At 40.0% G+C, this 14,663-nt stretch carries 13 protein-coding genes; 8 read left to right on the forward strand and 5 right to left on the reverse strand.

The window, feature by feature from the left end; genetic code table 11:
* Positions 1–97 precede the first annotated feature (97 nt).
* From L659_RS0112225 to L659_RS0112240, 4 genes are all read left to right on the forward strand, one after another.
* Positions 98–1,369 (forward strand): IS4 family transposase, encoded by a 1,272-nt coding sequence (locus tag L659_RS0112225; protein ID WP_024590080.1) that lies wholly within the window; start codon positions 98–100, stop codon positions 1,367–1,369.
* 330 nt (positions 1,370–1,699) lie between these two features.
* A complete protein-coding gene (megL, locus tag L659_RS0112230; RefSeq protein WP_024590720.1) occupies positions 1,700–2,881 on the forward strand; it encodes a methionine gamma-lyase in 1,182 nt (393 codons plus the stop codon).
* Positions 2,882–3,118: 237 nt separating this feature from the next.
* Positions 3,119–3,916: a phenylalanine 4-monooxygenase gene (gene phhA, locus L659_RS0112235; protein ID WP_024590721.1), complete on the forward strand. Its 798-nt coding sequence runs from the start codon at positions 3,119–3,121 to the stop codon at positions 3,914–3,916.
* A gap of 37 nt (positions 3,917–3,953) precedes the next feature.
* Positions 3,954–4,298 (forward strand): 4a-hydroxytetrahydrobiopterin dehydratase, encoded by a 345-nt coding sequence (locus L659_RS0112240; RefSeq protein ID WP_002958326.1) that lies wholly within the window; start codon positions 3,954–3,956, stop codon positions 4,296–4,298.
* A gap of 234 nt (positions 4,299–4,532) precedes the next feature.
* Here the strand turns inward: L659_RS0112240 and L659_RS0112245 are convergent, their stop codons facing one another.
* The 4 genes from L659_RS0112245 to map all read right to left on the reverse strand — a co-directional run bounded on the left by L659_RS0112245 (position 4,533) and on the right by map (position 9,640).
* Complete coding sequence (locus tag L659_RS0112245) at positions 4,533–5,165, reverse strand: hypothetical protein (RefSeq protein ID WP_024590722.1); 633 nt, start codon at positions 5,163–5,165, stop codon at positions 4,533–4,535.
* Between the two features lie 167 nt (positions 5,166–5,332).
* Positions 5,333–6,160: a 2,3,4,5-tetrahydropyridine-2,6-dicarboxylate N-succinyltransferase gene (gene dapD / locus L659_RS0112250; protein WP_002958324.1), complete on the reverse strand. Its 828-nt coding sequence runs from the start codon at positions 6,158–6,160 to the stop codon at positions 5,333–5,335.
* Between the two features lie 9 nt (positions 6,161–6,169).
* Positions 6,170–8,788 (reverse strand): [protein-PII] uridylyltransferase, encoded by a 2,619-nt coding sequence (gene glnD, locus L659_RS0112255; protein WP_007580974.1) that lies wholly within the window; start codon positions 8,786–8,788, stop codon positions 6,170–6,172.
* Between the two features lie 66 nt (positions 8,789–8,854).
* Entirely contained in the window at positions 8,855–9,640 is a 786-nt protein-coding gene (gene map / locus L659_RS0112260; protein ID WP_024590723.1) for a type I methionyl aminopeptidase, read from the reverse strand.
* Positions 9,641–9,911: 271 nt separating this feature from the next.
* On the opposite strand from map, the gene rpsB reads away from it, so the two are divergent.
* The 4 genes from rpsB (at position 9,912) to frr (ending at position 13,073) form a co-directional block, all read left to right on the forward strand.
* Entirely contained in the window at positions 9,912–10,640 is a 729-nt protein-coding gene (rpsB, locus tag L659_RS0112265; RefSeq protein ID WP_007580978.1) for a 30S ribosomal protein S2, read from the forward strand.
* A gap of 103 nt (positions 10,641–10,743) precedes the next feature.
* Positions 10,744–11,595 carry a translation elongation factor Ts gene (tsf, locus tag L659_RS0112270; protein ID WP_007580981.1) on the forward strand — a complete coding sequence of 284 codons (852 nt, stop codon included), beginning with the start codon at positions 10,744–10,746 and terminating at the stop codon, positions 11,593–11,595.
* A 157-nt stretch (positions 11,596–11,752) separates the two neighbouring features.
* Positions 11,753–12,502, forward strand: a complete 750-nt coding sequence (gene pyrH / locus L659_RS0112275; RefSeq protein WP_007580982.1) for a UMP kinase — start codon at positions 11,753–11,755, stop codon at positions 12,500–12,502.
* Between the two features lie 49 nt (positions 12,503–12,551).
* Positions 12,552–13,073: a ribosome recycling factor gene (gene frr, locus L659_RS0112280; RefSeq protein ID WP_206008562.1), complete on the forward strand. Its 522-nt coding sequence runs from the start codon at positions 12,552–12,554 to the stop codon at positions 13,071–13,073.
* A 221-nt stretch (positions 13,074–13,294) separates the two neighbouring features.
* On the opposite strand, the gene L659_RS0112285 is transcribed toward frr, so the two are convergent.
* Positions 13,295–14,566, reverse strand: coding sequence for an IS4 family transposase (locus tag L659_RS0112285; RefSeq protein ID WP_024590080.1), 1,272 nt, complete (start codon positions 14,564–14,566; stop codon positions 13,295–13,297).
* Between the last annotated feature and the right edge of the window lie 97 nt (positions 14,567–14,663).

Consider the following 14,663-nt stretch of genomic DNA (forward strand, 5'->3'; position numbering starts at 1 on the left):
ATGTCATAGGTAAGATCTTAAGAAATTGAGTTGAAGCTCAATTCATGATCAAATGGTTGTTACCACACAAACCACAGAATCAAGAAAAGAGCTTCAAATGAATGCTAACATTTTTATTAATAAGTTAAAAAGTATCCTAAGTGAAAAAAAACTGAACCGACTTGGTAAACAAGTAGCATTTACTAAAAGAGAAAGAAATATTACCGCATTTCATATGGTTGTTAGTCTTGTTGCTGCGCTTGGGGATAAAAAAACGATCTATTTATCCGAAATATTAAGAGTTTATAATCAGCTAACAGGGCAGTCTATTAAGTATAAGCCTTTTCATAACCAGTTAGTTAAACCTGAACTAGCTGAACTAATGCGAGAGGTAACAAATAGAGTTTTTAATTGTTGGATAAATGATGCGCTTAAGTACACGAAAAAAGATTTGTTCAAGTTTGAGAATATTTTAATTCAGGACGGTAGCTCTATTATGCTTCATCGTTCTTTAAAAGATGTTTTTCCTGGGCGATTTTCAAATACGTGTCCAGCAGCGATTGAATTGCATGCTACTTTAAATTTAACGCAAGGTTGCTTTGAAAAAGCAGGTATAACACCAGACAGTTATTCTGAACGTGAAGAACTTCCAACATTTAAAGAGTTGAAAGGACAGTTGTTACTTGCTGATAGAGGGTATTATTCAGGTAGTTATATTCATGAATTAGATAAAGCAGGAGGATTTTACGTATTAAGAGCTAAGGGGTTAAAAGCAGTCAGAGTACATAATGCTTTTAAGCAAAATGGACAGGAATTAACAGGAAGTCATTCCCCAAAGTTATGTGAATTGCTCCCCGAATTACCTAAAAATGATCTTATTGATATGAATGTTAGCATAAAAAACAAGCTAACAAGAGTCGTTGGGTATTGGTCAAAAAAAGAAAAACAATATACATTTTTAGTCACTAATTTATCTATTGATGAATTTACAGCGACTGAAATAGGCAAATTATATAGGTTACGCTGGCAGGTTGAATTACTTTTTAAGGAGTGTAAGTCTTATAATAATTTACGCGGCTTTCAAACATCAAACGCAACCTTACAAGAGGCGCTAATTTATGTAAGTTTAATAGTAACCACGCTTAAAAGGTTTTTAACTGGCTGTATTGAAAAGATATTCAAAACTGAAATGTCTACAATGACAGTAGCAAAAACAACGGGTGTTTGGTGGATTGGCATATTAACAGCGATTATTAGGAAGCATAGGAAAGGATTGTTAAATGCAGTTAATGGAGCATTTGACTTTCTGAGGAAAAATGCTGCTAGGGCACACCCCAAACGCGATCGAAAAACAGGAGTATTTCAGTATGGGGTAGAGCCAAATTTTTAAGGCTGTACTTAATGTTTTTCTTAAGTACCTACCTATGATATGGATGTAGGTAAGGGGCGTGAGCAGGACGCGGAAGCTTTGCTCGGTTTTTACTTAGCCCACTAGGTTACAAACTTCGCGCCGCGATTAAATAGCCCCTAGATTGAACAAATTTTAATCCGCAAAGATCAACAGATCCTAGATTAGCAGTGGCAATATTTGTGTACAAACATGCGCTGCACGGTTTTTACACAAATAGCCATCTGAGCATCCGGCATGCTTGCTGTTTGTAAGCGCATACGTTTTGATTGTTGAATCGCAAAAACATAATAATCAAAAAATGAGCCTACAATGAGCAAGCATCATATAAACACCCAGTGTATTCACGGACCACAAAAAGCAAACGACCCGCACGGCGCACTCACTTCTCCTTTGTATCAAACCTCTACCTTTCATTTTGAAAATGCCGCACAAGGTGCTGCGCGTTTTGCAGGCGACGAACCTGGCTATATTTATACGCGTTTAGGAAACCCTACAACCACAGAACTTGAACAAAAAGTTGCTCAACTCGAGAGCTGTGAAGCAGCTGCTGCAACCGCAACGGGTATGGGGGCTGTATCTGCCTCAGTACTGAGCTTTTTATCGCAAGGAGATCACCTTGTTGCTTCAAGTGCTTTGTATGGTTGTACCTTTGCGTTTTTCTCGCACATGTTGCCGCGCTGGGGAATCGAAGTCACCTTTGTTGATATGACCAACGAGGACGAACTACGCGCTGCCATCAAACCTAATTCAAAAATGATATTTGTAGAAACGCCAATCAACCCCACTATGGCGGTTATTGATTTGGCACTTATTGGCGCAGTTGCTAAAGAGCACAATTTAATTAGTGTGGTCGACAACACCTTTTTAACACCGCTACTGCAATCGCCTAAAAAATACGGTATCGACATTATAATGCACAGTGCGACCAAGTACTTAAACGGCCACGGAGACGTAGTTGCCGGTATTGTATGTGGATCGCTTGAGCACATAACACACATTAAAATGACCGTATTAAAAGACATTGGTGCAACCATAAGCCCGCACGATGCATGGCTAATTAATCGAGGCCTAAAAACACTCGCTATTAGAATAGAGCGCCACTGTCAAAGTGCACAAACAATAGCCGAATATCTAGAAGCGCACCCACAAGTAAGCACCGTATATTACCCGGGGCTTAAATCGCACCCAGGTTATAAGTTTATTGGTAATCAAATGAAAGCCGCTGGTGGTGTTATTGCGTTTGAAATAAAAGGCACGCTACAAGATGGCGCACAATTTATTGATAGTATGAAACTTTGTACACTTGCAGTAAGCCTTGGCGACGCTGAAACACTGATTCAGCATCCTGCATCTATGACTCACTCGCCTTATACGCCAGAGGAGCGAGCCGCCGCTGGAATAAGTGATGGGCTGATCAGACTCTCGGTTGGGCTTGAAGATGTTAACGACATTATTAGTGATTTAAACCAAGCTTTTACTAAAGTTGGTTAGGTGTAATTAATTGTATACACATAAAAACAAGTTGCAGGCCTTTATTTAAAGGTCTGTATTTTTAGTGTGCCACAGGTGTAATTTTAACTTTACGATTGGGGTGATCGCGCCAAATACTGATGTTAGCCTATCTATTAAACTTTTCTTCACTTTTGCATAGTATGGGGTCATTCGATATTCAATAGGTTTGAGTATCACACTGACACCGATTTAGGGCTCACACCCAAGAAGGTACTTATGGCTAAAGCAAGTAAATACACATCCAAAACACCAGACGAAAATGGTGTTATACACTGGAGTGATGAAGAAAATAAAATTTGGTCTGAGCTTGTAGCGCGCCAACTTGCATGCATTGAAGGCAAAGCCTGCAACGAGTACATGCAAGGGTTAAAAAAGATTAACCTGCCGCACGATCGTATTCCGCAGTTAAGCGAACTAAACGACGTGTTACTAGCCACTACCGGTTGGCAAGTTGCACCAGTACCTGCGCTTATCGACTTTGATGAGTTTTTTAGATTACTGGCAAACAAGCAGTTTCCGGTAGCTACATTTATTCGTAGCCGTGAAGAGTTTGATTACCTACAAGAGCCAGATATTTTTCATGAAATATTTGGCCATTGCGCCATGCTAACTAACCCTGACTTTGCCGAGTTTACGCATAAGTACGGGCAATTAGGTTACGCAGCGCAGAAAAAAGACCGTGTTTACCTTGCGCGTATATACTGGTTTACGGTTGAATTTGGTTTAATGCAAACCGAAGACGGTCTGCGTATTTACGGCGGCGGTATTTTATCAAGCCCAGGGGAGACTCAGTACGTATACTCAAACACGCCAGAAATCAGCCCAATGAATGTGCTTGATGTACTGCGTACGCCGTACCGTATTGATATTATGCAACCACAGTACTACACCATAAATTCGATTCATGATCTGTTTGATATATCGCAAATGGATATTATGACTTTGGTTGAGCGAGCTAAAGAGCTTGGTTTGCACGACCCAAAATTTCCACCAAAAGAAAAATTAGCCAGTTAAACATTAATGCTAAAAAAGCTAAAAGTAAGGATTTAGAATGTCTTCATTAAGTGCACAAAAATGCGAAGCCTGTCATGTAGATGCGCCAAAAGTATCTGACGAAGAGTTAGCGCAATTAATTACTAAAATTCCAGACTGGGTACCAGAAGTACGCGACGGTATTATGCAGCTTGAGCGTGTTTATAAATTTAAAAACTTTAAACAGGCTATCGCGTTTACTAACAAAGTAGGCGACATGGCAGAAGACGAAGGCCATCACCCAGGTTTATTAACCGAGTGGGGCAAAGTAACGGTTACATGGTGGAGCCATTCAATTAAAGGCCTACACAAAAACGATTTTATTTGCGCAGCTAAAACAGACGATGTGTTTAACGCGCTGTAATCAAAAGTATTAATTGAGCAAACCCAAAAGCACTTATTTTTATAAGTGCTTTTTTAAAGCAATAAAAGTTATTAGTTGTCAGCTATCAGTGACGAGCAACTCGAAGTTAAATTTATCGCCGTAGGTTGGGTTGAGTGAAACGAAACCCAACGGTCATTTGAAAGGCTTTGTTTTTAAAGGTAATGTAAAAGGCGCGTTGTTTATAACGTTAGTATCTTGAGCACAGTTATATTACTACTCCCAAGGCTCTTTTAAAAAACCTTTCTGATGAAGCCTTTTGTAAGGGATTTTATACTTTTTTTTATAATAAGCAGATAATATATTAGAGCCAGTTATGGCCTCATGCTTTTCTGCATAAACTTTAATTAACTTCAAATATGAACTTGCGGAAGTATATAAATCTAATTGCATAATTTCTTGACTCAAATAATCATATTCTTTGCTTGGATCTAAATCATCAATATTTGGAATTACCTCCTCCCATCTTGGAAAGGCCAAAGCAGTGATAGGGTCTAAGAAAGTGTAATTGATCTCTTTTCCACGAATCTTGAGGTTTAATAAAGTTTCTTTTAAAGGTGTTGCAAAGTCACATTCTATTTTGCTAAGCATAGTTTCAATTTGATTAGATTGAGTTTGTTTTTTCAATAGGGCTATTTGGTCTGATTGTTGTTTCAGTGTAGAAAGTAAAGCAATCAAAGCTAGTGCCGCTATATAAGGCGACATTATTCCACCAAAATAAGAAGCGATAAAAGCCCAGTGTTCTACATTGCTAGAAAGCTGAGGTTTAAAAGAATAAATTAAAGGAGCGACAGTTAGAATAATTCCTATTAGTAAGAAAATTATTAATCTTTTCGTTAGTTTTTCCATGCATGCTCTAATTAATGTTTTTTTATAAGTAAATATTTCAATCGAGTTATTTATATAATAAAAGCTCCAAACCAAAGGCTTAGAGCTTTCTATATACAATTAAAGTTTAGCTAAAACACTTCACTTCAAAGTATCGTTGGGTTTCGTTTCACTCAACCCACCGACTGTTACTCATCAATTGAGCGTAGTAGGGCGTTAATGCCTACTTTTTCACGAGTTTGTTTATCTACTTTTTTCACGATGATTGCAGCGTAAAGGCTGTGAGTACCATCTTTTGACGGTAGTGCGCCTGGTACAACTACTGCGCCTGCTGGTACGCGGCCGTAGTGAATTTCGCCGGTTTCGCGGTCATAAATACGAGTGCTTTGGCTGATGTAAACGCCCATTGAAATTACTGCGCCTTCTTCAACAATTACGCCTTCAACAATTTCAGAACGTGCGCCAATAAAGCAGTTGTCTTCAATGATAGTTGGGTTAGCTTGTAGAGGCTCTAAAACGCCGCCTATGCCTACGCCACCTGATAAATGTACGTTCTTACCAATTTGTGCACATGAGCCTACAGTCGCCCATGTATCAACCATGGTGCCGTCGTCAACATATGCGCCAATGTTTACGTACGATGGCATAAGTACGACGTTTTTACCTACAAAGCTGCCTTTACGCGCTACTGCGTTTGGCACTACGCGCATACCGCCTTGCTGAAATTGCTCTGGCGTGTAGTCGCTAAATTTAAGTGGTACTTTGTCGTAAAACTGGTTTACGCCGTCGTTCATCGGTTGGTTGTCGCGAATACGAAACGACAGTAATACTGCTTTTTTAAGCCACTGGTGTACAACCCATTCACCTGATATTTTTTCAGCAACGCGTGCTGCGCCGCTATCAAGTAAATCAAGTGCGTCGATAATGGCTTGTTTTACGTCGCTTGATACTGTGCTTGGGCTAATGCTATCGCGGTTGTCCCATGCGTTTTCGATCATCGTTTTTAAATCTGACATGTGTGTCCTCTATTCTGTTTCGGCGTTGAATTTTTTACGTAATGCCTGATGAATTTTTGCTTGCTCTTCATCAGTCAGCGCTTGGTATTCGTTATTAGATACGACAAAGAAATCCTCGGCACGTTCACCTACCGTTGTAATACGGGCAGCGTGAATGTGTAGTAAATGCGCTTGGAAAACTTCGGCTATTTTGGTTAGTAAACCTTGTATATCGACGGCTTGAATTTCTATTAAGCTACGGTCTTTGCGTGCATGTGGGCGCAACACAATTTTAGGTTTAATATTAAAATCTTTAAAGCGTTGAGAGCGGCTCTTTTTAAAGCGAATTTTTTTACGCGGATCGCTTAGTGCTTGCTCAAGCCCGCGTTTAATTGATTGCGCTCGACCACTTGCAATAGGGTCGCCACTTACTTCAAGTATTACAAAGCTAAACAAGACGTAACCGTCTTTTGTGGTCAGTACTTGCGCGTGTTGTATTTGCGCTTTTTTAGAGCCAATCACACTTACTAATCGGGCAAACAGTGGGCCAGAGTAGGGGCTGTATACAAATACTTGTGTGCCACCATGCATAGCTTTGTTAGATACAACAACACTTGGCTGGCTTAAGTCTGTGCTACTTAATAAATGCTCACTTTGCCATGATATTTGCTGTTCGCTAAAGGCGGTAAAGTAGTTGGCTTTAAATCGGCTCCAAATTAAATCAATTTTTTCCTCTTGATAACCCAGATTTATTAAGCGTTGTTTAGCTTGGTGCTTTTTATCGCGAATCTGGTCGCGTTGATCCATTGGGTTTTCGAGCCCTAGGCGCAAAGCGCGCTGCGTGTGTAAGTAGAGCTCACGCAGCAGGGTGTTTTTCCAATCGTTCCATAAGTTGTCGTTGGTTGCACGTATGTCGGCAACGGTTAAACAATATAAGTAGTCGAGTTGGCGCTCTGTTTTAACGCGTGTAGCGAAGTCTTTTATTACAGCAGGGTCGTTAATGTCTTTACGCTGTGCGGTAACAGACATAAGTAAATGGTTACTTACAAGCCATGCAACGAGTTTTGCATCCACCGATGAAAAACCATGTAATTTAGCAAATGCTATTGCGTCAACAGCGCCAAGTTCTGAGTGGTCGCCACCTCGCCCTTTAGCAATGTCGTGAAATATACCGGCTAAATAAAGTAGCTCTGGTTTGTCCATTCGAGTGACTATTTCACTGCAAATAGGAAACTCGCTAATGCCTGTTTTATCAAAATATTCGTAAATGTTTTTGATTAATTTGTGAGTGTGCTCATCTACGGTGTACGCGTGAAACAAATCGAACTGCATTTGCCCAAATATATTACGCCACTGCGGTAAGTAGGCGGCAAGCATGCCGTGCTTGTGCATGAGCGTAAATGCGCGGCCCATACCGTTAGGGTGTTTAACTAAGCGTAAAAAGGCTTCGCGACAGGCTGCGTAATCTTGCAAATCGCCCAATAAACGACGGCGCACTTGGCGAATAGTACGAATAGTACTTGGGTAAATATGCGTTATTGCTGGGTTATCGGCTATGTGCTCAAACAATACAAAAAGTTGGTCGCGTCTAAAAAATACCGACGGATCTTTTACGCGTATTTGATGACCTACTTGCTCAAAGTTTCTGTCGAGTTCTATTGCTGCCACAGCACTACTTTCGGGCATTATACTTTGTTCAAAGTATGAAAGTAGCATTTGGTTAAGTTCGCGCACGCGGCTCATTATTCTAAATAAGCGTTTCATCATACGCTCAACAGAGGCTTTACCGTCGCTACCAAAACCTAAAATTTCGGCGGCTTGCGGTTGATGATCAAACAATAAGCGGTTTTCAGCTCGACCTGCAGCTAAATGCAGTGCAAAGCGAATGTTCCATAGGTTTTCTAGGCACTCAGAAAGCTCTTGAAACTCTTCGTGAGTTAAGTATCCGTGGCTTATTAACTCTTGCAGGGTTTCGGTTCTAAAATGCTTTTTTGCCACCCAAATAATAGTTTGTAAGTCGCGCAGACCACCGGGGTTTTCTTTAATGTTTGGCTCAAGATTATACGCGGTGCCGTGGCACTTTCTGTGGCGTAAGTTTTGTTCTTGAACTTTGGCAGTAAAAAATTCACCTGAGCGCCATACTGGCGTTTCAAGAATATGCATTTTGAGTTTTTCAAACTCAATGTGGTTACCAAAAATAAGACGGCTTTCGAGCAAGCTGGTGGCAAAAGTAACGTCTTCACGTTTTTGCTCAATGGCTTGTTCTATCGTACGCACGCTGTGACCAATCTCTAAGTTGAGATCCCATAGCATGGTGACAAACTGGCCTATTTTTTCGCATATTTCTTCGCTTGGCGGTTTAGTTACAAGCAATAAAAAGTCGATGTCGGAGTAGGGATGTAGCTCACCACGTCCGTATCCGCCTACCGCTATTAATGCTAAATCAGGTTCGCGCGCTAAGTCGTAAACATGAAAAAGCTTAATGAGTAGGCGGTCAATAAACTCAGCCCGGGCATTAATTAAATTCCCAACCGGTTGTTTAGAAAATTCGTTATGTAACCATTTATAAAAATAGCTAGAACAATCGCGATAATCACTAAGTTGCTCTGCATCGCTAAGCAACTTTTTTACTTTGTTGGGTAATGCCACGTGGGCTGGCTCCTTGTTGAACCTTTCACACGGATAAGAATTTTCTTATCAAGTGTTTCGGTTTTATTAGTGTTCTATGATCCGCTCGATAGTATCATCTGATCGTAGCGTTAAAATTTCAACACCATTTTCAGTCACTAATAAAGTATGTTCCCACTGTGCAGACAAACTACGGTCGCGTGTTACTACTGTCCAATCATCTTTAAGAAGTTTGCATTGGCGTTTACCCGCATTAACCATAGGTTCAATAGTTAAACACATACCTTCTTTTAAGGCTTCGCCAGTACCGGCTTTACCGTAATGCATTATTTGTGGTTCTTCATGAAATCCTGCGCCGATACCGTGGCCGCAATATTCGCGTACAATTGAGTAGTTAAAGCTCTCTGCATATTTTTGAATTGCTGAGCCAATATCACCCAAGCGCACACCTGGTTTTACCATTTTAATAGCAAGGTATAAGCTTTCTTGTGTTACTTCTGCAAGACGCTTAGCTTGAATGTTTGGTGTACCAACGTGGAACATTTTAGATGTGTCGCCGTGGTAACCATCTTTAATGACAGTTACGTCGATATTTACACTGTCGCCTTCTTTTAATGCTTTGTCATTTGGAATTCCGTGACAAATAACATGATTAACTGACGTACAAACTGATTTTGGAAAGCCATGATAATTTAACGGAGCAGGGATTGCTTGTTGCACATTAACAATATAATCATGACAAAGTGTATTTAGCTCATCGGTGGTAACACCTGGCACTACATGAGGGCCGATCATTTCAAGTACATCGGCCGCTAAGCGCCCAGCTACGCGCATTTTCTCTATTTCTTCAGGGGTCTTGATAATAGCGCTCATTGAGGCTCCAAAGTTGAGTTTTTAACATTTATCGTCGAACAAATTTTGCACGCGACGTTGAGTATTTAATTTTAATATGGTATAAAGCGCGCCGTCTTTTTACAAATAAATTCTTAAATGATTTTTTGTATTTAAGGCAAACACAATTTTATTTTAACACACACACGTATCGTCACATACACTTGGGTGCATTTGAAGTTTAATTACTTCGGTGTTGGTGCTATGGGATATGTGGAGGCCTAACCCTAAACAACTATAGAGGATCTATAAAATGGCAAACGTTTCAATGCGCGATATGCTTCAAGCTGGTGTTCACTTTGGTCACCAAGCACGTTACTGGAACCCTAAGATGAAGCCTTTCATCTTCGGCACACGTAACCGTGTACATATCATCAACCTTGAGCAAACTGTACCAATGTTCAACGACGCACTTAAGTTTTTATCAAGTGCTGCAGCAAACAAAGGTAAAGTTCTTTTCGTTGGTACTAAGCGCGCAGCAAGCGACGCAGTTAAATCAGCTGCTTTAGAAAGCGACCAGTTCTTCGTAAATCACCGTTGGTTAGGTGGTATGTTGACTAACTGGAAAACTGTACGTCAATCAATCAAGCGTCTTAAAGACCTTGAAGCACAAAGCCAAGACGGAACTTTCGAGAAGTTAACTAAGAAAGAAACGTTAACGCTTAACCGCGAAATGGAAAAGCTTGAAAAGAGCCTTGGTGGTATCAAAAACATGGGCGGTCTTCCAGACGCGCTTTTCGTTATCGATGCTGACCACGAGCACATTGCTATCCGTGAAGCAAACAACCTAGGTATTCCAGTTGTTGCAATCGTAGATACTAACTCTAACCCAGACGGTGTTGATTACATCGTACCTGGTAACGATGATGCTATCCGTGCTGTAAGCCTTTACACTAGCGCTGTTGCAGCTGCTATTACTGAAGGTCGCGAGAATAACATCGTTGCTCAAGCTGAGAAAGACGATTTCGTTGAAGCTGAGTAATTAGCTGTCATCAAGTCTTCATCTTTTTAAGGTGAAGACTTGCTATTCTTGTCGAGCGGGTAACCCGCTTATCTAACCTGATTTCAGATTTGAGGATTTACTAATGGCTGTAACTACTGCCCTAGTTAAAGAATTACGCGAGCGCACAGGCGCTGGCATGATGGATTGTAAAAAAGCGTTAACTGAGACTGATGGCGACATCGAGTTAGCGATTGAAAACATGCGTAAAAGTGGCGCTGCTAAAGCTGCTAAAAAAGCAGGTAACATTGCTGCTGAAGGTACTATCATCATCAAGCAAAACGCGGGTGTTGCAGTACTAGTAGAAGTTAACTGTCAAACAGATTTCGTTGCAAAAGACGTAAGCTTCTTAGCATTTGCTAACAAAGTTGCTGACGCTGCAATTGCTGACACTATCTCTATCGAAGACTTACAAGCTAAGTTTGAAGAAGACCGTGTTGAGCTAGTTACTAAAATTGGCGAAAACATCAATGTACGTCGTCTGCAGTACGTAACTGGTGAAAACCTAGTTGAGTACCGTCATGGCGATCGTATCGGTGTTGTTGTTGCGGGTGTTGCTGATGAAGAAACACTTAAGCACGTTGCAATGCACGTTGCTGCATCTAGCCCTGAATACTTAACACCTTCAGATGTACCAGCCGATGTTGTTGCTAAAGAAAAGCAAGTACAAATCGAAATCGCGATGAATGAAGGCAAGCCTGCTGAAATCGCTGAGAAGATGGTTGTTGGCCGCATGAAAAAATTCACTGGTGAGGTTTCTCTTACTGGTCAAGCTTTCATCATGGAGCCTAAAAAAACTGTTGGCGATATTCTTAAAGAGAAAAACGCAACAGTTACTAGCTTCGTACGTGTAGAAGTTGGTGAAGGTATCGAGAAGAAAGAAGAAGATTTTGCTGCTGAAGTTGCTGCTCAAATTGCTGCTGCTAAAGCTAAGTAAGATTACTATTTGTGAAGGATAATGAAATTAGATGCAATTAAAGTACTATTTGGTTTTGCTTCGCAGCTAGAAATTCTTTAAAATAACCGCGCTTTTATGTTTAACATAAGCGCGGTTATTTTTTATCCATAATTCAATAAAAGTTGGCCCCAATACTATGACTATCAATCGCAAACCTATTTTTAGACGTGTTCTTCTCAAATTAAGTGGTGAAGCTTTAATGGGAGACGAAGGCTTCGGCATCGATCCTAAAGTTTTAGACCGTATGGCACAAGAAATTAAAGAGCTAGTAGAGCTCGACGTAGAAGTGGGTTTAGTTATTGGTGGAGGTAACTTTTTACGCGGTGGATCACTTGCAGAAGCAGGTATGAATCGCGTAGTAGGCGATCACATGGGTATGCTTGCAACGGTTATGAACGGCCTTGCAATGCGTGATGCGCTACACCGTGCATTTGTAAATTGTCGTCTTATGTCGGCTATTCCGCTTAATGGTGTATGTGACGCTTATAACTGGGCTGAAGCAATTAGTTTATTGAAAACTGGTCGCGTAGTCATTTTTGCAGCGGGTACTGGTAACCCATTTTTCACTACCGATTCTGCAGCATGTTTACGCGGTATCGAAATTGAAGCGGATACAGTAATTAAAGCGACTAAGGTTGATGGCGTATACAGTGATGACCCTGTTAAAAACCCAGATGCGACGCTTTATACCCACTTAAGCTACAATGAAATCATTGAAAAAGAATTAAAAGTTATGGATTTAGCGGCATTTACTCTAGCCCGCGATCACAATATGCCATTGAGCGTATTTAACATGAATAAATCAGGCGCGCTAAAACGCGTAATTATGGGTGAAGAAGAAGGAACACTTATTTCTTCACAAGCCTCAGATGAAATAATCAAATAATTAGGATTAAACCGTGATTAACGATATTCAAAAAGACGCGCAAGCGCGCATGCAAAAAAGTGTAACTGCACTAGGTAGCCAATTATCTAAAATTCGTACTGGCCGTGCGCATCCTGCAATCCTAGATGGCATTATGGTGTCGTACTACGGTGCACCAACGCCTTTAAACCAAGTTGCTAACGTAACAATTGAAGATTCTCGTACACTTGCTATTGGTGTATTTGATAAGTCTTTAGCGCAAGCTGTTGAAAAAGCAATTATGGCATCTGACTTAGGTTTAAACCCTATGTCGGCAGGTACTGTTATTCGCGTACCACTTCCTCCACTTACAGAAGAGCGTCGTAAAGACCTAATCAAAATTGTACGTGGCGAAGTTGAAGGTGGTCGTGTTGCTATTCGTAACATTCGTCGTGATGCTAATGGCGATGTAAAGGGTTTATTAAAAGATAAAGACATATCTGAAGATGAAGCGCGTCAATCAGATGATGCGATTCAAAAGCTTACTGATAAGTTTATTAAAGAAATGGATACTTTATTAGCTGCCAAAGAAACAGAATTGATGGAAATCTAAGTAAGGTCCTGTTTATCTTTCGAGGTTGAATTTGCAGCAGTGTGTTTGGTTTTTAGGCAAGGCAGAGCCTATGTTGTGTGGTTATTCCCCATAATTAGGCGATAACGATGCATAAAATCCAAACACGCGCTGCCCAAAGGGTTCTGCCTAGGGGCGATTAACTCTTTGTTGCCTACATGGATGTCATAGGTAGGTACTTAAGAAAAACATTAAGTACAGCCTTAAAAATTTGGCTCTACCCCATACTGAAATACTCCTGTTTTTCGATCGCGTTTGGGGTGTGCCCTAGCAGCATTTTTCCTCAGAAAGTCAAATGCTCCATTAACTGCATTTAACAATCCTTTCCTATGCTTCCTAATAATCGCTGTTAATATGCCAATCCACCAAACACCCGTTGTTTTTGCTACTGTCATTGTAGACATTTCAGTTTTGAATATCTTTTCAATACAGCCAGTTAAAAACCTTTTAAGCGTGGTTACTATTAAACTTACATAAATTAGCGCCTCTTGTAAGGTTGCGTTTGATGTTTGAAAGCCGCGTAAATTATTATAAGACTTACACTCCTTAAAAAGTAATTCAACCTGCCAGCGTAACCTATATAATTTGCCTATTTCAGTCGCTGTAAATTCATCAATAGATAAATTAGTGACTAAAAATGTATATTGTTTTTCTTTTTTTGACCAATACCCAACGACTCTTGTTAGCTTGTTTTTTATGCTAACATTCATATCAATAAGATCATTTTTAGGTAATTCGGGGAGCAATTCACATAACTTTGGGGAATGACTTCCTGTTAATTCCTGTCCATTTTGCTTAAAAGCATTATGTACTCTGACTGCTTTTAACCCCTTAGCTCTTAATACGTAAAATCCTCCTGCTTTATCTAATTCATGAATATAACTACCTGAATAATACCCTCTATCAGCAAGTAACAACTGTCCTTTCAACTCTTTAAATGTTGGAAGTTCTTCACGTTCAGAATAACTGTCTGGTGTTATACCTGCTTTTTCAAAGCAACCTTGCGTTAAATTTAAAGTAGCATGCAATTCAATCGCTGCTGGACACGTATTTGAAAATCGCCCAGGAAAAACATCTTTTAAAGAACGATGAAGCATAATAGAGCTACCGTCCTGAATTAAAATATTCTCAAACTTGAACAAATCTTTTTTCGTGTACTTAAGCGCATCATTTATCCAACAATTAAAAACTCTATTTGTTACCTCTCGCATTAGTTCAGCTAGTTCAGGTTTAACTAACTGGTTATGAAAAGGCTTATACTTAATAGACTGCCCTGTTAGCTGATTATAAACTCTTAATATTTCGGATAAATAGATCGTTTTTTTATCCCCAAGCGCAGCAACAAGACTAACAACCATATGAAATGCGGTAATATTTCTTTCTCTTTTAGTAAATGCTACTTGTTTACCAAGTCGGTTCAGTTTTTTTTCACTTAGGATACTTTTTAACTTATTAATAAAAATGTTAGCATTCATTTGAAGCTCTTTTCTTGATTCTGTGGTTTGTGTGGTAACAACCATTTGATCATGAATTGAGCTTCAACTCAATTTCTTAAGATCTTACCTATGACAT

Source organism: Pseudoalteromonas sp. S8-8 (assembly GCF_000497875.1).
GTDB lineage: Bacteria > Pseudomonadota > Gammaproteobacteria > Enterobacterales > Alteromonadaceae > Pseudoalteromonas > Pseudoalteromonas arctica.

Excerpts from the sequence above, each read along its gene's own strand:
- tsf (WP_007580981.1), top strand. The coding sequence starts at position 10,744 with ATGGCTGTAACTACTGCCCTAGTTAAAGAATTACGCGAGCGCACAGGC.
- dapD (WP_002958324.1), bottom strand. The coding sequence starts at position 6,160 with ATGTCAGATTTAAAAACGATGATCGAAAACGCATGGGACAACCGCGAT.
- frr (WP_206008562.1), top strand. The coding sequence starts at position 12,552 with ATGCAAAAAAGTGTAACTGCACTAGGTAGCCAATTATCTAAAATTCGT.
- pyrH (WP_007580982.1), top strand. The coding sequence starts at position 11,753 with ATGACTATCAATCGCAAACCTATTTTTAGACGTGTTCTTCTCAAATTA.
- L659_RS0112285 (WP_024590080.1), bottom strand. The coding sequence starts at position 14,566 with ATGAATGCTAACATTTTTATTAATAAGTTAAAAAGTATCCTAAGTGAA.
- L659_RS0112240 (WP_002958326.1), top strand. The coding sequence starts at position 3,954 with ATGTCTTCATTAAGTGCACAAAAATGCGAAGCCTGTCATGTAGATGCG.
- megL (WP_024590720.1), top strand. The coding sequence starts at position 1,700 with ATGAGCAAGCATCATATAAACACCCAGTGTATTCACGGACCACAAAAA.
- L659_RS0112245 (WP_024590722.1), bottom strand. The coding sequence starts at position 5,165 with ATGGAAAAACTAACGAAAAGATTAATAATTTTCTTACTAATAGGAATT.
- rpsB (WP_007580978.1), top strand. The coding sequence starts at position 9,912 with ATGGCAAACGTTTCAATGCGCGATATGCTTCAAGCTGGTGTTCACTTT.
- L659_RS0112225 (WP_024590080.1), top strand. The coding sequence starts at position 98 with ATGAATGCTAACATTTTTATTAATAAGTTAAAAAGTATCCTAAGTGAA.
- map (WP_024590723.1), bottom strand. The coding sequence starts at position 9,640 with ATGAGCGCTATTATCAAGACCCCTGAAGAAATAGAGAAAATGCGCGTA.
- phhA (WP_024590721.1), top strand. The coding sequence starts at position 3,119 with ATGGCTAAAGCAAGTAAATACACATCCAAAACACCAGACGAAAATGGT.